We start from the raw sequence: 18,768 nt of genomic DNA, 5'->3' as shown, positions 1-18,768 counted from the left end.
TATTTGGGGCTATTATCAGTCAGTGAGACCACACCGTTTTAATGACTATTTAACACCGCTAGAAAAAGAGAAACGCTACTTCAACAAAAACCTCTTATCAGGTGTCCTAAATTAGTTGACCACTATAGAAGCACCTATTTACTCAAACACTAAGCTGTATTTGTTCTTATCAAAGGAGCAAGCGAAAACCTAACCCTTAAAGAACAGTAACCTATGACATACATATTTCCAGCTCATTAAAAAACTCAAATGTAGAAGCCATGATTCTTAGATTTTTGCTTTGTAATATTTGTCAAATTGAAGCGTAGTACTGAGGTTTAACAGAGCTTGCGATACTCAAAAAATATCTAGATTAAACTAAAAGCTACGATGTATCCTGCATCATAGCTTTTTTTATTTTCCTTTAACAGCCACATCAATGTCGGTGGTACCACTACCTTTGACATTGGTAATGATGTGAATATCAAAGGCGGGGTGATTAACACCAATCAAGCCCAAGGCCAAATCCTTGGCGACGTCAATATAGAATCACTACAAGATACTGCAACCTACGACAGCAACCATAAGAACATTGGCTTCACCCTAGACGTTGATCTAAAAGGCGCAGGCTCTAGCGTCTCCCTCAAAGGCGGTAAAACAGATATCAATGCCGACTATAAAGCTGTGGGTCAGCAGTCGGGTATCTTTACAGGGGATGGTGGCTTTGATCTAGAAGTTGGCGGTAAGACCACTCTAATTGGCGGTGCAATCACCACCACTGATGCCGCCGTAGCAGCAGGACGTAATAACTATACGAGTCTAGGTGGTATCGAGACTCAAGATATAGAGAACAGCAGTAGCCATAAGGGTGATGCTATACAAGTTGGTGTCAGTCTTGGTATGACTGAAAATAAACCTCAGGCCAACAGTAATGGTTTAGGTTATGGCACAGATGGGGATAGTGATAGCAGTACCACTCGTGCAGGTATCACAGGTATCGCGGGTAATAGTGGCATCACCACTGACAATCGAGAGGAGTATGCAGGAGCGCTTGAGAATGGGTTTGATGCGACAAGAGTGAATGAGGAGCTTGGGGCGCAGACGCAGATCACTCAAGCCTTTGATCAAGAGCAGCGTAAGATAAAGACTGAGCTTAATGCGAAAGAACAAAAGTTACGGGATGAAGCAGAAGAAGCTCTTAAAAATGGAGATAATCGAAAAGCAACTGAGAAGTTTGCAGCTGCTAATAAGGTGCAAAAAAAATCACTATTATTTGACAGCATTACAGGAGCTATCTACGCTCCTAATATAAACGGTATTGCAGGTTATACTGTCAAAGCTGCTAGTCCTTATGTAGCAAGCCAAATTGGAGAGTATTATAAAACCAATGAAGTTTTAAACGATATAGATGAAGGTAATCGGGGAGAACGAGGTAGTGCAGGCCATATTTTAGCACATACCGTATTAGGTGCAGCAGTTAGCTACGCCACTGGTAATGATGCACTGACTGGTGGAATATCTGCTGGGACAGGAGAAGCGACAGCGCCACTCTTATCAAAATTTCTCTATGATAGTAGTGATCCTACGAAGCTAACGGCTGAGCAAAAAGATACGATCAGTGCTATTGCTGGTATTGTTGGCGGAACTATTGGTGCAACGACAGGCAGTGCTAATGATACGGCTAATGCAGCAGAGATATCTGTAGTAGCAGTTGAAGACAATTGGGATGAAGTTGGTCATTATTATATGACGTATATAGCAGCGTTAGAAGGAGGATTTAGCAATGCGAACGCGCAAAAAATTGCTACTGCTGCTTGGGCACCTGATACTGATAGTAGAAATGCTATGAGTTATAAAAGTTTAGCACAAAGTTTAATGGTTGCTCCGTTCGATGTTTTTCGAGGAGATAAACGTCAAGAACGAAATCAACCAACTATCCATGCTTTAGGTGTTGATGCTGGCATTCCTTTATATGAGCAGCAAGAGAGAAGAGATAAATTAGAAGAAAATAGAACCGCTGCTAGAGCTAAAACAGTAGCGCTTTTCTCAAAAATTGCTAAAGCTCAAGAGAAAGGCAAGCCTTACAACTTGACTAGAGATGATGAAAATTTATTACATATTAGTGGTGATTTGTACGGTCATGATAATCATAGTGTTGGGTTCCCCGAAGGTGTTGGACATTTATACCCTGGAGCTAAGCAAGACAATCCAAACTACAAAAACACTACTGCAAATTTTAAAACCTATGCAGAAAATATACGCTATGCGGCTAATTGGTCTAACAAGGGCACAAGAGGAACGCAAAGTTCTGATTATAAAAAGTTACTAAACAACATAGCTAGTACTTCTGACAAAGCTACTCAAATTAAGTATTTAAAAGATTATGCACTTACTCGCCATAATGTAGATAATATTCCGAAACCTAAAGAAGACGGAGCATTTAAGTAATGCAGAAACCAAAGATTATCAAAGGTTTTGCTATCGTACTCATATTGGTATTCTTGGCAACCTTGCTGCCAAAATGTGAAACAAGTAGTAATTATTTTTTAAAAATCCATAAAGAAAAAGTTGATGACATTGTTGGATATGAAGAAGATAGAGCATTGTATATAGGAGGGGATAAATACTATTTCATTACCCATGATATCTATCAAGAGTATTATTCTATTATTGAGAGTGCCCCTCGAGATTTGCTGAGTTCTGAGCATTATATATTGAATGCTAATACCAACGAGAAGATGTACCCTCATAAAAACATGTATGTGTTGACTAAAGAAGGATTAAAAAGGACAGATAAAATCCCAGAATTTAATTTAGCAAGTAACGCTGTTAGGTATAATAATACTATTTATTATTTACTTGAAATGCCTGTAGAGAATTTATTAACAGATTGTATAGTTTATAACATAGATAATGATGTTGCCGAAAAAGGATCATCAGATATCAATACTACTTATACTTATCTAGCGCGTTTTGATAAACCCAACAACCGATTCATTATTGATTCATCAGCAGCTTATTTATTGAGCGACTTTAATAAAAATCAACGAGCTATATGGGCAGAGCAGACAAACAATCCTAACTCTAAACGCAGAGATTATAGGGATTACATCATAGATCATACGAAAAATTTTAATTGCGGTATTTAGCCCGTAGATACCATGAGAAAAAGCAAGCAAGCGTAGGTTGAGCTTATAGCCCAGCAGTACTACATAGGCTGATTGAATCTTAAAGCCTACTTCTCAACAACAACGCCCTATTCAAAGCCGACAACGACTTCAACGTCAACGGCGTCGCGCAAAACGAGCGAACTTGCAGCAGCAACAAAAGCTCAAGCTATGGCGTAGGCGGCTATGCAGATACATCGGGAAGCGCAGGGATTACCGCCAATGCCAGCTGCGCTAAAGGTCATGGCAACAGTGATGCGACTACCTATGCTAACAGTCACATCAATGTTGGCGGCATCACCACCTTTGACATTGGTAATGACGTCACCTTTGACAGCAGTGTCCTTAATACCAATCATCTAACGGGTGAAGTGGGCGGTGATCTGAAAGTGATCAGTCGTCAAGACACGGCCGCCTATGAGGGTAAACAAAAAAACATAGGCTTTAATGCTTACATTGATCTCAAAGGTACCAATAGCAGTCTATCCGTCAATGGTTGTAAAACAGATATCAACTCAGATTACGCCGCAGTGGGGGAGCAAGCGATCATCGCCACTCAAAGCTCAGATCTGGTGGTCGGTGGTAAGGGTGAGTTCATCGGTGGTGCGCTCACGACAGTGTCGCCTGAGGACAATAAGACGGTCTTTAAGCAAGGGATAGAGACGCAAGATATCATTAACCACAGCCGCTATGAGGGTGATAGCATCTCAGCAGGCGTTAGTATCGGTAATACTACTGGCAAACCGCAAGCTGGTATGAATGGTCTTGGCTACGGCACAGACGGTGATAGCGACAGCAGTATCACCAAAGGCGGTGTTAGTGGTTATAACGACGAGCAAGGTATTCTCACTACGGACAATCGCCAAGCACTTGCGGGTAAGCTTGAGAGTGTGTTTGATGCCAATTAGGTTGCTGAGGAGCTGCAAGCGCAGAATCAGATTACTAAAGAGTTCGGTAAGGAAGCACCTAAGGCAGTGGCTGAGTTCTCTGAAAAAAGACAGACACAGTTGATACTTGACGGTGATTTAAAAGCAGCTGAAAAGTGGGGAGAAGGTGGCGCTTATCGGGTGGCTTTGCATACGCTAGTCGGTACTATTGCGACAGGTAGTGTCGAAGGTGCTTTAGCAAGTGGAACAACTGCAGTTTCAATTCCTGCGGTAGGTAAATATCTAGAGGAACAAGGCGTTGATGAGACTACTCGTGATGCATTGTTACTCGGCTTATCGGCTGCTACTGGCGCTATCGTTGGTGGAGACACGGCAAGTACAGCTAGTAGTGTAAATCAGACGCAGAATAATTTCTTGAGTCATAAAGATCGAAAAGCACTTAATGCATTGTTAGCTGAAGCCAAGAACAAGGGTAGACTCAGTTTAAGCGACTCAGAAAAATTAGTGTATCTTATACAGTATGATCAAGTTACCAATATATTATTAGAAGAGTATAGAAAAGACCCGTCTTCTTTAAGTGCAACAGATCGAAAGTTTCTGGAAGTAGCGTTAAATGATTTAATGGCAAAAGGTGGTTATGATGCAGTTGCTGCAAAAACACTTATCAAGGGAGGTTCAGCCGCAGGGTATACTACAGACAACTTTTTGAACGCTCCTAAAGTTGCAGGTGAAGTGTCTGAAGCTAGAGGTTGAACCAGTCTACCCACTCAAGCGTGGCTAATTCAACATCATTAACACCATCCCAGTCTTGCTTTAGATACTCGATCACCTCAGACTTATAGAGTCCATTGACCGTCTCAGCTAATGCATTGTCGTATGAATCACCCGTTGTGCCAACAGACGCAATCACATCGCTCTCAGTCATCTTATCTTTGTAGCAGATGGACAAGTACTGAACCCCTCGATCACTGTGATGAATCCCATCTTTGGGATTGTTTCTATCTGCTATTGCTTGGTTTAATGCCGCTATCACCATATCGGTATTCATGCGATTCGATACTTTCCAGCCCACAATAGCGCGGGCAAACACATCAATGATAAAAGCGGTATAAACCCAGCCGCTCGTTGTCTTGATATAGGTAAAGTCAGCAACCCATAGCTGGTTAGGGCGGTGGGCGGTGAAGTTACGGTTGACTAAATCATTCGCCCGCAGTTGGTCGTCACGACTGTTGGTAGTAATCTTACTCTTCCCACGCCAAACGCCTTGTAGACCATACTGCTTCATTAATCGCTCTACCGTACAGCGTGCTACATGAGTGCCATTCGCTATCATCTGTCGCCAGACCTTACGAGCGCCGTAACGGCATTTGCTATCCTGCCAAATGCGTCTGATTTCACGGATGTAAAAGTCGTCATGCTGACGGCGAAGGGAGCGCTTTTCAGGACAACTCTCTAAGTCTTTAGCACGGTAGTAGGTTGACGGGGCAATCGGTAGGACTCTACAGATTGACTCGATCCCATAAAGCTGTTTGTGGTTGTCAATAAAATTGATCATCACTTGGGTGGGCGGTCGAGTTCCGCCTGGGCGAAAAAAGCAGCAGCCTTACGTATAATCTCGTTGGCTTGTTTGAGCTCCTTGTTCTCGCGTTCAAGCTCCTTAATTCTCTGATCTTGACTTTGAGCTTGCACATTCGCAGGTATGGTTTGATCGATGTGCTTCTTATGCCATGCTCGAAGCGTTTCAGGTGTGCAGCCAATCTTAGGGGCAATGGCTTGAATGGCCGACCAGGTGGAGGGGTAGTCGCCTGCTGCTTCAATTAGCATTCTCACGGCACGTTCTTTAATCTCGGAAGTGTAGTTTCGTGTTTTCATTGTCGTATTCTCTCAGAATGTTGAGTCTCCGACAATACCGGGGCGGTTCAGTACTACCGAAGGATAAGTATAGTAGTTCAAAACAAAAATCTGATATTGTTATGTTCAATAGTAGTGGGTATTATAATGATAATTACATCTATTATAGTATCGATAGTGGTAAAGATGGTATTGGCAAAACTCCAACTTATAAAGCTAACCAAGATGGTTTGCAGAGTTTAGAAAAATTAGAAAACTATTTGAGCCCTGTTGTTAAGGGAGAGATACTAGCCGCTCCTGCGAGTCTTGCTTCTTCTGCGGTATTACGTGCTAATATGATTTCTAAAGGTTTAGCATTAAGGCATGGTGAAGAAGCACATCATATTGTAGCTGGAAACGTAAGAGCATTTGCTCCAGCAAGAAAGCGTTTAGCTGAATTAGGAATTGATATAAATGCTCCTAGCAATGGTGTAGCACTTTCAGGCTCGCGAAAAACAGGCATGACTAAAAATGGTTTTCAATGGGGGGCAACACCTGATATGTTTGCTTTAAACCACAGAGCTTCTGGACTACATAGTAAAAAAATGGCTGATTACGTTGTTGACGAGCTAAGAACAGTTACTACCAAGGCCGAGGCTGAAAATGTTCTTAAGAATGTAGCCTTAGCTATTAAAGACGGTTCTATTAAAAGAAAGGCAGGACTATGACAAATTATTATATTCTGAAGGCAGATTTAGATGATCATTTTCATAACTTTGAAGTAGATTATGATTCCAAAGAACTAGATCACTATTTTAATGCTAATAAATTTTTCAGTCCAGATTTTTCTTCAGATGGTTGGAAAACTGTTGAACTTCATGAATTTAAAGAATATGAAGAGTATCTACCAGTAGAAGATGGTAAAGTAATAAGGCCCTCATTATGGCCAAATATTATGCATGTATGGGGCGCGCCTACTTTTGTATTTTCTCAAGCTCTGAAAAATGATCTTTCAGGAATATTGGGTAACTGTGGCTATTTCTTAGAAGCTGAATATCATGGTGAACCATGGTATTTTTATTATTGTAATGTTCATTTAAGTAATGCATTAGATTTAAAACTATCAGAATACGATGTTTTTGAAAATGGTAGAATCATGTCACTACATACTGCTGTCTTAGTGAGAGACGTCATTAAAAATACTGATATATTTCGGGCTTCTGAATATACTAATCGCTTGTTTGTTTCAGATAGGGTCAAAGCAATAATAGATAAACACTTTGTAGGAAATGTTTTTAAATTAGTAGAAGTCGTTTAATTTAAATAATGAATATAATCATATCTTTATCAATATAATGATTTCAGGCTATTAAAAAAATTTCTGCCAACTAAGCTACTATACATAAATGTGTGTAGTAGCTTTTTATTTTAAAATTCAGACACCACCGCTTGTCATAGCAATCAAAAGAACATACGCTTTACCGCTGATATCGTTTTAGAGGGTGCAGGCTCAAGTCTATCGCTTAATGGTACACTACTATTACCCAAAATTTCAATAACATTGAAAAACCTGATACTAATCTCGTTAATTTTATTAAGGGAGAAACAAAGAGCTATGGATATAGTTGGCCCAGTGATGTGGTGCAGCCTTACAACGCTAAGACAACAGGACCTACTCCAAAACCTAAACTTACCACAACGGCACAAATAATTCCTCAAAGAAGTTTAGATAACAAAAATCAAGCTATTATTAATAATAACGGCTCAATTGATTCAGGGTCTTTACCAGCAGCACAACAACAGGCAAATCAAAAGACATTTGACGCTGCTGTTATGGTGGTGGATGCTGTAGGTTTAGCGACTGGCGCAGGAGAAGTTGTCATTGCTGTAAAATAGGCAGGCAAAAAGACAATACAATATGTTGTCAAAAAGTCGGCACTAGACGCGGCTAAACAAGGTACAACATCTGTAGACGATTTAATTAAAGTGAGTAAGCCTTACACAGGTTCTATATCTAATAGTCAAAGAGGGTCAACTGGTATTGCTAAGCCTGATAAAATTGATAATGTTATTAGCGAAAATCGCAGCTATCAAGGTATATACGATCCAAAAGAAGTCAGAACAGATTTAGAAGTAGTATATGGTCAGAATAGTGTAACATCGACCACTATTCCGAAAAAACCTCATCAAGCCAGTGCTACTAGAGATGATGTCATTATTGACGCTAATGGTAACAGAGCAGTTCAAGTTACTATGGATGATGGCTCTATAAAAAATATACCATACGATAATCGAGGGTTGCCAACATTTGATGATGTGTCAGTATTTACTGCAAAGATTGATCATTCGAAGAGCTATACTGGTCAAATGAAAAAAGCCTCCAAAGATATGTGGGAGTCGATTAAAGATGATCCTGTAGCTCAAAGTAAGTTTACGGAAAGACAATTGAACTCCATTAGTGCGGGTAAAGCAAATATTCCAGGCTATACTTGGCATCATAATGCGCAATCATCACCTAATAACATGCAACTAGTTCCGATGGACATGCATTCTAATAAAACTATGGCACACACAGGTCAGAATTCTTTAAAAGAGGGCAAGTAATGAATATATTCGATGAAAATGGATCTAATTCTCTGAATCAAATATCAGAGATTGAAAATTTATTGCTTTATAAATTTCCTATTAAATATGTTGAATTGGTTCAAAAATATGACGCTTTACAATTAGAAGACAATATTTTTGACTTTATTAATATTTATGGCAATAAGGATGACAGAGATATTAATTTTATTAGTTTAAAGAAAAACCATGAAAACGGTAATATTCTTGATTTCCAAAAAAATGTTTGTGAAATTGATAATTATGGAATAAAGCATCTTATTGTATTCGGAATATGTGGCAATGGTGATTATGTATGCTTTGATTACAGGCATAAACCCATGACAGATAATCCAAAAGTGGTTTTAGTCTATCACGATGATTTCGTGGATTATGAAGATGGCAGTAGTCACATGGTGATTAATCATGTTGCAGACTCTTTTGGAGAGTTTATGGATATGTTACACGAGTAGTAAGTTATTTAAGGGTTAAAACCAAAGGATTTGTTAGTCTAATAAATATACTGGACAAATAATTAGTCCAATAAAGGGCGAGTATTAACTCGCCCTTTATGCATTTTAATAAATCACTTTACACCTAAAACCTTGATGGCAGTATTATAGGGTCAGGTAATGGATGGGCAACCAACACCGATAAGTTTACAGAACAGCAATTAAAAGATATGAGATCTAGTAAGAAAAAAATAGAAAGATACACTTGGCACCATAATGCACAATAATCACCTAATACAATGCAATTAGTTCCTAAGTTAATGCATAGTAATTCTAAAGTTCCCCATACAGGTCAGAATTCGTTAATTAAAGGTAAATAGATATGAGTATTAAAATTTATAATGACAATGGAACAAATTCAATTAAACAGATAAAGGAAATTGAAGAAAGCTTGAATTATAAATTGCCAAAACTATTTAAAGAATTAATGATGAAACATGATGCTCTTAGACTTGACAATGATGTTTTTGATTTCATTAACTATTATGAAGAGGAAGACGAAAGAGATATAAATTTCTCAAGCTTTAAAAAAGAGTGCAAAAATAGTTTTATATTGGATGAGCAGATTAATGTAAATGATGTTAGCAACAATGGAATTATTGATCTAATAGTTTTTGTATTTTTTGCGAATGGTGATTATGTATGCTTCGATTACAGGCATAATCCCATGACAGATAATTCAAAAGTAGTTTTAGTCTATCACGATGATTTCGTGGATTATGAAGATTGCAATAGTCACATGGTGATTAATCATGTAGCAGACTCTTTTGAAGAGTTTATGGAGATGTTACACGAATAGTAAGTTATTTAAGGGTTGAAACCAAAGGATTTATTAGTTTAATAAATATACTGGACAAATGAAACAAGCCTCCAAAGATATGTGGGAGTCGATTAAAGATGATCCTGTAGCTAAAAGTAAGTTTACGGAAAGAAAGCTGTCCCAGTTAGAAGCTGGATCACATAAAATAAAAGGATTTACTTGGCATCATAATGCACAGTCATCACCTAATACAATGCAACTAGTGCCAGAGAAATTCCATGATAGAAAAGCTGTTCCACACTCAGGACAAAATTCACTAAAACAGGGGAAGTAAACATGAAGGATATTAAACCCATGTGGCATGAACCTCCTATAAGTCATAAGGCTATAAAAAAGTTTATTGATAGTTTTAAATATCATTTACCAGAAAGTTTTGTTAGTGTCGTAAGTAAGTATGACTCACTTACCCCCGTTGACAATGTCTTTGACTTTATTAATGTTTATGGTCAATCTGATGAAAGAGATGTTAACTTTTTGAGTCTAAAAGAAGAAGAGTCAGAAAATATTTATGAATCTCAGTATGTTTCTAATCCTTTGCATTATGGAACTCCACACCTAGTTGCATTTGGTATATGTGCTAACGGCGATAATATATGCTTTGATTATAGAGATAATCCAAAAGGTAATAGTCCCAAGGTTGTTCTTGTTTACCATGATGATTATCAGGAAGAAGACGATGGAAGCAGTTATGCGACTATTAATCATGTAGCAGACTCTTTTGAAGAGTTTATGGATATGTTGCACGAATAGTAAGTTATTTAAGGGTTAAAACCAAAGGATTTGTTAGTCTAATAAATATACTGGACAAATAATTAATCCAATAAAAGGCGAGTATTAACTCGCCCTTTATGCATTTTAATAAAGCACTTTACACCCAAAACCCCGATGGTAGTATCAAAGGGTCAGGTAATGGATGGGCAACCAACACCGATAAGTTTACAGAACAGAAATTAAAAGACATGAGATCTAGTAAGAAAAAAATAGAAAGATACACTTGGCATCATAATGCTCAATCTTCGCCCAGTAATATGCAACTTATGCCTTTTGAGATTCATAAATCACGAGCAGTTCCTCATACGGGACAGAACTCAATGAAAAATGAGAGATAATTATGCAGTTAAAAATTTATAGAGATAACGGTATTCTCTTTAAGGAAGTTTTTGGTACTTTAGAAAAAAAAATAAATTATTTGTTTCCAAGTTTATACAAGAAAATAGTTATAAAACATGACGGAATGCGTCTATATAATAACATTTTTGATTTTACTAATGTATATGGGGAAGTAGATGAGAGAGATGTTAACTTTTTAAGTTTTGATAATAGTGAGGTCGAAAATATTCTTGCTGAACAATATGTATCAGACCCTAAATATGCAGGAGTACCTCACTTAGTAGCATTTGCAATTTGTGCCAATGGTGATTATGTTTGTCTTGACTATCGAGACGATCCAACAGGTGATAATCCTAAAGTAGTATTAATGTATCATGATGATCACATAGAAAATGAAGATGGTACTACTTCTATGGTAGTTAATCATGTAGCAGACTCTTTTGAAGAGTTTATGGATATGTTACACGAATAGTAAGTTATTTAAGGGTTAAAACCAAAGGATTTGTTAGTCTAATAAATATACTGGACAAATAATTAGTCCAATAAAGGGCGAGTATTAAATCGCCCTTTATGCATTTTAATAAAGCACTTTACACCTAAAAACTTGATGGCAGTATCAAAGGGTCAGGTAATGGATGGGCAACCAACACCGATAAGTTTACAGAACAGCAATTAAAAGATATGAGATCTAGTAAGAAAAAAATGGAAAGATACACTTGGCATCATAATGCACAATCATCACCTAATAACATGCAATTAGTTCCTAAGTTAATGCATAGTAATTCTAAAGTTCCCCATACAGGTCAGAATTCGTTAATTAAAGGTAAATAGATATGAATATTAAAATTTATAATGACAATGGAACAAATTCAATTAAACAGATAAAGGAAATTGAAGAAAGCTTGAATTATAAATTGCCAAAACTATTTAAAGAATTAATGATGAAACATGATGCTCTTAGACTTGACAATGATGTTTTTGATTTCATTAACTATTATGAAGAGGAAGACGAAAGAGATATAAATTTCTCAAGCTTTAAAAAAGAGTGCAAAAATAGTTTTATATTGGATGAGCAGATTAATGTAAATGATGTTAGCAACAATGGAATTATTGATCTAGTAGTTTTTGGATTTTGTGCGAATGGTGATTATGTATGCTTTGATTACAGGCATAACCCCATCACAGATAATCCAAAAGTGGTTTTAGTCTATCACGATGATTTCGTGGATTATGAAGATGGCCGTAGTCACATGGTGATTAATCATATAGCAGACTCTTTTGAAGAGTTTATGGATATGTTACACGAATAGTAAGTTATTTAAATATTGAAACCAAAGAATTTGTTAGTCCAATAAATATACTGGACAAGTGATTAGTCCAATAAAGGGCAAGTATTAACTTGTCCTTTATGCATTTTAATAAAGCACTTTACACCTAAAACCTCGATAGCAGTATCATAGGTCCAAGTGGTGGAAGATTAACCAGTACGGGTAAGGTTGATAACAATGGTGAAGAAATCTATCAGCGTGATAGTGGCGGTTTTTATATTATTGATAAAAATGGCATACAACAACCTGTTAATTCACCCAATGATCATGGTAATACTTTAGGCAATCAGCCTACCGAAATTTATCAAAAGTATGATGCTGAGGGGAACTACCTGAAAACGGGCATTTCGCAAAACGCTAATACTAGATACACAGATGCTGAAATTGATGGTGGAAGAGTTAGAGTAATCGGCGAGCGTCCGCGAAATGAAGCTGCTCAAATAGAGCGCAATATAACTGAACGCAACCCAGGACCTGACAATAAAGAGTCATGGGCGGGAAAACGTGATCCCTCTCATCCCAACTACGACCCTAACTATGTGCCACCACATATAAAAAACAATGCTGACGATTAAGGAGTATAACAATGTATATGATTCAATTTGGTGCTCAATGTGGCAGTACTCAAGCTGACAAAGCAATAGGTTCTTATCATATTTTGTTAAACAAAATATTTTACCAAAAGCAAGACGGGAGTGATTATTTTAAAACTTTACTCTTTTTATCCATTGTTTTTAGAGTGAGTGGTAAACATCAAGACTTTGGATCGGAAGGTGCAGAATTTTTGCAAAAGTCAGCCAGTAGAAATGTTTACACCATCGACTTCGCCATTCCACAAGAGCGCTGGCAGAATAAAACCGATGTAGAGTTACGTTCTTACATTGCCGAAGGGGTCAGATCCTGTTTTGATTTGTTAAAGCAAAAAGTTCTGGAGCTTGATGAAGTCAATAATATAGATAAATTAGAACGAGACTTTGAGCATGGTATGACGCAGTTTATGACTTTGCCACTACCTGAGCTTAAAGGTAAGTGATAAGGATTAGACAATGACTAAAATAGAGCTATATAACATCTTATTAGACAATGGCTGGACAATAAGAAAAGGCATTGATGACTGTGCTTATAAGCAATTACCAGATAGACAAATTCAAGTCATACCTGGTATTAAAAAATTAATAGAAAAATATCAGGTAATCATGATGCCAAGTGTAAGTACTAAAGACTTTAGCATTTTGGTTGAATACATTTTTGAGAATAAAAAACCGAGAAGAATAGTACATTCTGGTATTATTAGAAATAAACAACAATCTATCTATACTAACAATCCAACAATAGAAGTTATCGAAAAATATCTTAAAGAAATTGAAATGTGGGCACAGGAGCAGGATATTGAAGCAGGTTTACTGAGATACAGTGAGATTCCATTTGATACAAAAGGAATTTATCCGCTATATCATCTAGCGGCTTTAGCCATTACAGGGCAGACAGCACAGCTAGATGAATATTTAGAAAACTTTAAGCAAGGTAATAAAATGACATTTTCTGTTTATATCAAACAAGATTTTATTGAACGAGCATTAGAAGCTAGTAAAGAGTATCAATAGATACTCTTAAATATACTTAGAAGTGATCTTGAAAGAGGCAATAATACACATTAAGTATTATTGCCTTCTTACTTGTTTGAGATGATAGTTTTGAATTGATTTAAAAGCCTAGCCTTTCAAAACTGATGGTGATAATTTAACTACGAATGCTGATTTAATGAAACAAGGTGGATCACCATATGTACTGAAAAATGGTCAGTATGAGCAAGTTCAGCTTCACCATTCACGCGAAGATGGTCGCGGTGCTTTATTCGAAACTTCTAAATCAACTCATTCAAGTCTCACTAATCAAACTGGTAGACAAGCGGTGCATCCATATTCACCTCAGAGTCATCCAGATTATCCAGTTAATCGCAATACTTTTGACAAAGATAAAGGTCAGTATTGGAAAGATCGCTTAAACCAATTGCAAGGAAAATAATATGAACTCATTCAACATAGTAGAAAAGTTACTATCTAAGCAGGATTATCCTGTAATAGAAAAGAAAATTGAACGTGTCCAAGAAACAAAAGCCATTCTTATAGAGTTTGGCGTTCAAAAAAATAGTGGTTTTTTTAAATTGTATACAAAATATTTTTTAAGGTCTTTAAACTGCCGTTATGGCGCAAGTGAAATAGTTGATCCTCTACCGACAAGAAGTTTCATTCCTAGAGTAAAATTCGCACATGAAGTTTGGGATATACCTGAGAATTACATTTTATTTAGTACAGGTGAAGGTGAAGGCGGTTATTTATATAATATAGAAGATGACAGTGTATGGGATTTCCAGATGGGTCAGCAACAGCAGCTAGCTAATGGCACATTGCCACACTGGGATAGCTTCTATGAATTTATGATTTGGTATTTGACCGATGAAGAAAAGGCCTAATGTCCAGTAATTTTTATTACAAACCCAAAAATTCACATAACCTATATTATTTCTATGATTGGCGGCATTGTATCGTAAAAGGTTTAGATCTAACCATTCAAGGTTGTTTCAGCATACTTTATGCTGATGGAGTATTTTTAGAGTCTATCTTTGCGATTTTAGTCTATTATGATAGTGCAGGTGTAGAGGGCTGTTGGTGGTATTATCCTGATTTAAGCAGTCCTTATCCTGACGATGTTTTTGATGGAGTTTGTTTTGAAATAGGATTCGATAGCCCAGATACAAAAGTTTATGTAAAAGAACAGGTTAGTTTTGATTATGCCAAGAAAGCTTGTAAACGATTTATAGAGCTTCACCCAGAACATGAAGACTTTTTAACAAACATAATTGATAATTGGAAGCCTTTGAACATTAATACCCGTTAAATGAAATCTAGCAAATAAATAATTAGCACGTAGGTTGAAAGGAGCTAGCGACTCCCAACATTTTAAAAAATAAAATAGCATAGCACTGATCAAATATAAAATCATATCTGCCCCTACCGAGGTTGAGCGAGGAGAAAACAAAGCAATGCTTTGTCCGAGTGCAAGGCGAAAGCTGTGCTTGAGTTAGGCACAAAGCTAACTATTAAAGATGAATAACCCACGCCCCGCATATTTCACGACCATTAAAGCACTCAAATCTACAGGCCAAGCTTGTTATCTTTTATCTAATGTATTCTGCAACAGTGGCTACTTTAAGTGCCATACGGTAGCTTGCGATTTTCTTAATCATGGTAAACTCCTCATCCCAGAGTTTTCAAGCTAGTTATCCCATTGAGCTTATCGCTACAGATTCTTCAGCATAGACTCTTTAGCACAGTATAATCTCGTCAAAGTGGACTTTAAGTAGGTATGCGCGGATAGCCAGACAGGCTACCATAGCCTATAATTAGTCAATACTTCTAAGGTGACGATCATAAGGTGACTGGGTAGGTAGATACCTGCTTATTTACAGGATATCTATACCGAACTATGCCAAGCCCGCCATAAAATAACTGTTATACAATAATATCGATATAAGGCACATCGCTATGGAACAAAGACACAACCCTGCGGAACTAACCCAAAACCCGGTAGAATACAGACCGGTATTCATGCCCAAAGTCAATAGTGATAATTTGGTAAAAACCGACATGGTTAGGTTTGAGCGGCATGTGGGATTCTCAAGCGCGCAAAAGAAAAAATCCATCCATGACCTGCATCAAGTTATTCGCAAAAAGTATGGCTTTAAACAAGTATTAGAGCTATCTAGCAAGTCTGGTAATAAATTAAGTTTTGCGCTAAGTCCTTTTAGCTTACAGCTAGCCAATGAGTACGATGGTCAACAGTATAGTGTTGAGAATGCTTTGCAAAGTAGTAAGGTTTTTGAGCACGGTGGCCCCTATAGCGACTTGCTAAATGCTCCACCCAGACAAGCCAAAAAAGACGAGCGCTTAATAACTTCCGGTGAAATCATTGGTTATAACTATTTCGGTGTAGAGTGGGACATAGAGCCATTAACGGCGTTTTATGATTGGCTATATGTGAACGCCCTAAAACAAAATCCGCAGCTGCATGAGCAGATTATGCAATATCAAGGCTTTACTGATCTTGAGTTCAATCCCAAAAAATCTATCCATAGTGCTGCTTATGCGCTGGCTATGTTTGTAGCACTCAATAAGCGCGAATTGCTCGATAATATTGAAGACCCAAAAGTGTTCCTTAACTTATATACTGAATTTCAACTCAGCAATACCATCCCTCTTTTGGAAGAGGGTTGGTTCTGATAGTTCGAACAGCTACCGCAGCTGCAAGCTCACTTCTATAACTAAGCCTTTGAGGCCGTCTTGACGGTTGCGAGCGTCGATTTGGCCTTCATGAGCTGCCACAATGGCTTGGGCAATAGCCAAGCCTAAACCATAACCGCCGACAGGGCTGCTAGTCTTAGCTTTACTTGGTCTGTTGCTGTTAGCAGTGTCTTGGGTATTCTTTGGGCGTTGTCTAGACACATCTAAGCGTACAAAAGGTTGAAATATACGCTGCAAGTCAGCTTCAGCTATACCGCCACCTTGGTCAATGATACTAGTCTTTAGAATCGGGGCTTGATTGGGCTGTCTAATGCATTGGATCTCAGCACAGACTAAGGTCTGTGGTGCTGAATGGATAAAGGCATTGCGAATGATGTTCTCAAAAGCACTGTGCAGTTGATCTCTGTTACCTAGTACCATAAAAGCACTGTTATAGCTGCCTTTAGCCATACTAGAAGTCAGCGCTTTATTGTCGAGCTGATAGCTTGCCGCCTGGCAGCGCCATTCGATGTGCTTATCTTGAAATTCAAAGCAAACGTCCTGACCAATCTCATCCAGTAGTGCCAGCATGTCTACCGATTCGTAGTCTTCAGGATGCGCGTTATAGCGCTGTAACTGTAGCGACTGAATATGAATAATCTGCCCGATCAACTCATTCATGCGCCCTGATTCCTTTTGAATACGATCAAGGTAATGGGTGGCCTCTGGCGCATAATCGCGAGTGAGTTCAGTGGCAACATCCAATCGAGCCAATGGTGAGCGTAGCTCATGGGAGATGTCACTGAGCATTTGCTTACGAGACAGCTCACTATCGGCCAATCTAGTTGAGAGCTTAGCCACATCTTTAGCTAGTGCGCCTAACTCATCGTCACCCAACTTAGATAACTGATCATCGGCCAAATAATCCCCGTCACTCATCCGATGCACAGCGACTTGAACTCGGCGTATGCGATTGGATAAAGTGCGGCTCAACCAATAGCAAGCTAGTAGACTAAAGATAAAGATAATGCCAACTCGTACTGGCCAATAAGTTCGCTGTAAGGTTATTAAATCTCGAAAGGGTAGGCGCGGTTGTAATTGTACGGTGTAGTTTTTGCCATCAGTGCTAGCTACCGATATATCTGCCAGTTCTGGATAGTTATTGACGTCCGCCACTACATTTTGGAATAAGTTATTGGCTGGAAAGTTGGGCCGAGTGAGGGGGCTATGCTCCTTATCATCTAAGCGTAGAATACGACTGCCTGAGTATTTAAAGCGCGGCGATACGATTGCCCCTTGTTCATCGAGTATACGTATCTGATCCCTTAGTCCGCGCTCTTTACGATAAGTTTCGACAATAGCATCATAGTTACCGTCTTTTAAATGCTGCACAATATCCTGTCGAATACCCAATAAATAGTCAACTTGTATTGCCATACGAGACTCTAAAGCGCGAGTATTCATCCATCTCTCCATACTTATAGAGATAGCAGAAGTCACTAGTAGCATCAGTAGTAAACTTAAAAACAGTCGCCAAAACAGCGATACAGTAACAGTGGGCATACGCCGAAGTGGCGAAAATATAGTCATTACAGTACCAGCTGATAGCCTTTACCACGAATGGCTTTGATAGGCTCATGGTGGAAAGGTTGTAGTTTTTTTCTTAATCGAGACACATGCACATCAAGGCTACGATCGAAAGGTTGTAGTTCACGCTGCAGTACGGTCTGCGACAGCCACTCTTTGCTAACTACTTCGCCTTTTTGCTTAAGCAGCGCCACTAGCAAATCAAACTCTGTACCCGTCACTTGTAGCTCGACACCATCAATTTTGCAGATGCGGTGTACTTGGTCAAGTAGTAGGCGATCATGGACTAGCGCGGTAATTTCTACTGCTGATATGCTGGCGCGCTTGACCACAGCATTAATACGAGCCAGTAGCTCCCGTGGATTGCAAGGCTTAGCAATATAATCATCAGCGCCAAGCTCTAGGCCAATAATACGATCTATCTCATCACCTTTGGCGGTCAGCATGATCACTGGAATCTGACTAGTAATCGGTAATTGGCGCAGCACATTGAGCCCATCGATTTTGGGCATCATAATATCTAGCACTAATAAGTCATAGTATAGTGGTCAACTAATTTAGGACACCTGATAAGAGGTTTTTGTTGAAGTAGCGTTTCTCTTTTTCTAGCGGTGTTAAATAGTCATTAAAACGGTGTGGTCTCACTGACTGATAATAGCCCCAAATA

General features: G+C 38.4%; 24 protein-coding genes, 2 pseudogenes and 1 other annotated feature. Of the genes and pseudogenes, 23 read left to right on the top strand and 3 right to left on the bottom strand.

Annotated features, from left to right (window positions below; all coding sequences use genetic code 11):
* Nucleotides 1-414: 414 nt before the first annotated feature.
* From JMY09_RS13710 to JMY09_RS13695, 5 genes and pseudogenes are all read left to right on the top strand, one after another.
* Nucleotides 415-2,427 carry a hemagglutinin repeat-containing protein gene (locus JMY09_RS13710; RefSeq protein ID WP_227677365.1) on the top strand — a complete coding sequence of 671 codons (2,013 nt, stop codon included), beginning with the start codon at nt 415-417 and terminating at the stop codon, nt 2,425-2,427.
* Nucleotides 2,427-3,128: a hypothetical protein gene (locus JMY09_RS13705; protein WP_201624434.1), complete on the top strand. Its 702-nt coding sequence runs from the start codon at nt 2,427-2,429 to the stop codon at nt 3,126-3,128. Before JMY09_RS13710 ends, JMY09_RS13705 begins: the two co-directional genes overlap by 1 nt.
* Before the next feature lie 158 nt (nt 3,129-3,286).
* A pseudogene (locus JMY09_RS14880) lies at nt 3,287-3,523 on the top strand (hemagglutinin repeat-containing protein); the annotation flags it as partial.
* 12 nt (nt 3,524-3,535) lie between these two features.
* Nucleotides 3,536-4,054, top strand: a complete 519-nt coding sequence (locus tag JMY09_RS14735) for a hypothetical protein (protein WP_265088033.1) — start codon at nt 3,536-3,538, stop codon at nt 4,052-4,054.
* A gap of 99 nt (nt 4,055-4,153) precedes the next feature.
* Complete coding sequence (locus JMY09_RS13695) at nt 4,154-4,786, top strand: hypothetical protein (protein ID WP_201624433.1); 633 nt, start codon at nt 4,154-4,156, stop codon at nt 4,784-4,786.
* Here the strand turns inward: JMY09_RS13695 and JMY09_RS13690 are convergent.
* Nucleotides 4,776-5,905, bottom strand: a protein-coding gene (locus JMY09_RS13690; protein WP_227677361.1) for an IS3 family transposase whose coding sequence is annotated in 2 segments (ribosomal slippage) — nt 4,776-5,629 and nt 5,629-5,905 — 1,131 coding nt in all. Because the reading frame shifts where the segments join, the coding sequence is not laid out codon by codon here. The two genes, JMY09_RS13695 and JMY09_RS13690, sit on opposite strands and share 11 nt — an antisense overlap.
* Nucleotides 5,514-5,630, bottom strand: a sequence feature (AL1L pseudoknot). It overlaps the preceding gene by 117 nt.
* 101 nt (nt 5,906-6,006) lie before the next feature.
* On the opposite strand from JMY09_RS13690, the gene JMY09_RS13685 reads away from it, so the two are divergent.
* The 18 genes and pseudogenes from JMY09_RS13685 to JMY09_RS13595 all read left to right on the top strand — a co-directional run bounded on the left by JMY09_RS13685 (nt 6,007) and on the right by JMY09_RS13595 (nt 16,514).
* Nucleotides 6,007-6,591 carry an AHH domain-containing protein gene (locus JMY09_RS13685; protein ID WP_201624431.1) on the top strand — a complete coding sequence of 195 codons (585 nt, stop codon included), beginning with the start codon at nt 6,007-6,009 and terminating at the stop codon, nt 6,589-6,591.
* Entirely contained in the window at nt 6,588-7,181 is a 594-nt protein-coding gene (locus JMY09_RS13680) for an imm11 family protein (protein WP_201624429.1), read from the top strand. The genes JMY09_RS13685 and JMY09_RS13680 overlap by 4 nt, the downstream gene beginning before the upstream one ends.
* A gap of 320 nt (nt 7,182-7,501) precedes the next feature.
* Nucleotides 7,502-7,759, top strand: coding sequence for a hypothetical protein (locus tag JMY09_RS13675; RefSeq protein WP_201624427.1), 258 nt, complete (start codon nt 7,502-7,504; stop codon nt 7,757-7,759).
* Nucleotides 7,760-7,849: 90 nt separating this feature from the next.
* A complete protein-coding gene (locus JMY09_RS13670; RefSeq protein WP_201624425.1) occupies nt 7,850-8,467 on the top strand; it encodes an HNH endonuclease in 618 nt (205 codons plus the stop codon).
* Nucleotides 8,467-8,937 (top strand): SMI1/KNR4 family protein, encoded by a 471-nt coding sequence (locus tag JMY09_RS13665; protein ID WP_201624423.1) that lies wholly within the window; start codon nt 8,467-8,469, stop codon nt 8,935-8,937. The genes JMY09_RS13670 and JMY09_RS13665 overlap by 1 nt, the downstream gene beginning before the upstream one ends.
* A gap of 361 nt (nt 8,938-9,298) precedes the next feature.
* Nucleotides 9,299-9,775, top strand: coding sequence for an SMI1/KNR4 family protein (locus JMY09_RS13655; RefSeq protein ID WP_227677359.1), 477 nt, complete (start codon nt 9,299-9,301; stop codon nt 9,773-9,775).
* 58 nt (nt 9,776-9,833) lie between these two features.
* Nucleotides 9,834-10,070 carry an HNH endonuclease gene (locus JMY09_RS13650; protein ID WP_201624421.1) on the top strand — a complete coding sequence of 79 codons (237 nt, stop codon included), beginning with the start codon at nt 9,834-9,836 and terminating at the stop codon, nt 10,068-10,070.
* A 2-nt stretch (nt 10,071-10,072) separates the two neighbouring features.
* Complete coding sequence (locus JMY09_RS13645) at nt 10,073-10,546, top strand: SMI1/KNR4 family protein (protein WP_227677357.1); 474 nt, start codon at nt 10,073-10,075, stop codon at nt 10,544-10,546.
* Between the two features lie 98 nt (nt 10,547-10,644).
* Complete coding sequence (locus JMY09_RS14875) at nt 10,645-10,905, top strand: HNH endonuclease (RefSeq protein ID WP_201624419.1); 261 nt, start codon at nt 10,645-10,647, stop codon at nt 10,903-10,905.
* A 2-nt stretch (nt 10,906-10,907) separates the two neighbouring features.
* Complete coding sequence (locus tag JMY09_RS13635) at nt 10,908-11,378, top strand: SMI1/KNR4 family protein (RefSeq protein ID WP_201624417.1); 471 nt, start codon at nt 10,908-10,910, stop codon at nt 11,376-11,378.
* A 143-nt stretch (nt 11,379-11,521) separates the two neighbouring features.
* Nucleotides 11,522-11,737: an HNH endonuclease gene (locus JMY09_RS14870; protein WP_227677363.1), complete on the top strand. Its 216-nt coding sequence runs from the start codon at nt 11,522-11,524 to the stop codon at nt 11,735-11,737.
* Nucleotides 11,738-11,739: 2 nt separating this feature from the next.
* A complete protein-coding gene (locus tag JMY09_RS13625; protein ID WP_227677355.1) occupies nt 11,740-12,216 on the top strand; it encodes an SMI1/KNR4 family protein in 477 nt (158 codons plus the stop codon).
* A 604-nt stretch (nt 12,217-12,820) separates the two neighbouring features.
* A complete protein-coding gene (locus tag JMY09_RS13620; protein WP_201624413.1) occupies nt 12,821-13,267 on the top strand; it encodes a hypothetical protein in 447 nt (148 codons plus the stop codon).
* 13 nt (nt 13,268-13,280) lie between these two features.
* A complete protein-coding gene (locus JMY09_RS13615) occupies nt 13,281-13,838 on the top strand; it encodes a DUF6990 domain-containing protein (protein WP_201624411.1) in 558 nt (185 codons plus the stop codon).
* A 154-nt stretch (nt 13,839-13,992) separates the two neighbouring features.
* A pseudogene (locus JMY09_RS13610) lies at nt 13,993-14,259 on the top strand (HNH/ENDO VII family nuclease); the annotation flags it as partial.
* A 1-nt stretch (nt 14,260) separates the two neighbouring features.
* Nucleotides 14,261-14,707 (top strand): hypothetical protein, encoded by a 447-nt coding sequence (locus JMY09_RS13605; RefSeq protein ID WP_201624407.1) that lies wholly within the window; start codon nt 14,261-14,263, stop codon nt 14,705-14,707.
* A complete protein-coding gene (gene cdiI / locus JMY09_RS13600) occupies nt 14,707-15,132 on the top strand; it encodes a ribonuclease toxin immunity protein CdiI (RefSeq protein WP_201624405.1) in 426 nt (141 codons plus the stop codon). Before JMY09_RS13605 ends, cdiI begins: the two co-directional genes overlap by 1 nt.
* A 647-nt stretch (nt 15,133-15,779) precedes the next feature.
* Nucleotides 15,780-16,514: a DarT1-associated NADAR antitoxin family protein gene (locus tag JMY09_RS13595; RefSeq protein WP_201624404.1), complete on the top strand. Its 735-nt coding sequence runs from the start codon at nt 15,780-15,782 to the stop codon at nt 16,512-16,514.
* A 12-nt stretch (nt 16,515-16,526) separates the two neighbouring features.
* Here the strand turns inward: JMY09_RS13595 and JMY09_RS13590 are convergent, their stop codons facing one another.
* Nucleotides 16,527-18,104: a sensor histidine kinase gene (locus tag JMY09_RS13590; RefSeq protein WP_201624402.1), complete on the bottom strand. Its 1,578-nt coding sequence runs from the start codon at nt 18,102-18,104 to the stop codon at nt 16,527-16,529.
* Entirely contained in the window at nt 18,104-18,628 is a 525-nt protein-coding gene (locus JMY09_RS13585) for a response regulator transcription factor (RefSeq protein ID WP_227677353.1), read from the bottom strand. The genes JMY09_RS13590 and JMY09_RS13585 overlap by 1 nt, the downstream gene beginning before the upstream one ends.
* Nucleotides 18,629-18,768 lie beyond the last annotated feature (140 nt).

The organism is Psychrobacter urativorans, assembly GCF_904846695.1.
GTDB classification, from domain to species: Bacteria; Pseudomonadota; Gammaproteobacteria; order Pseudomonadales; family Moraxellaceae; genus Psychrobacter; species Psychrobacter urativorans.
Note: the sequence above shows the minus strand (reverse complement) of the source record. Positions and strands in the feature narration are given on the sequence as shown.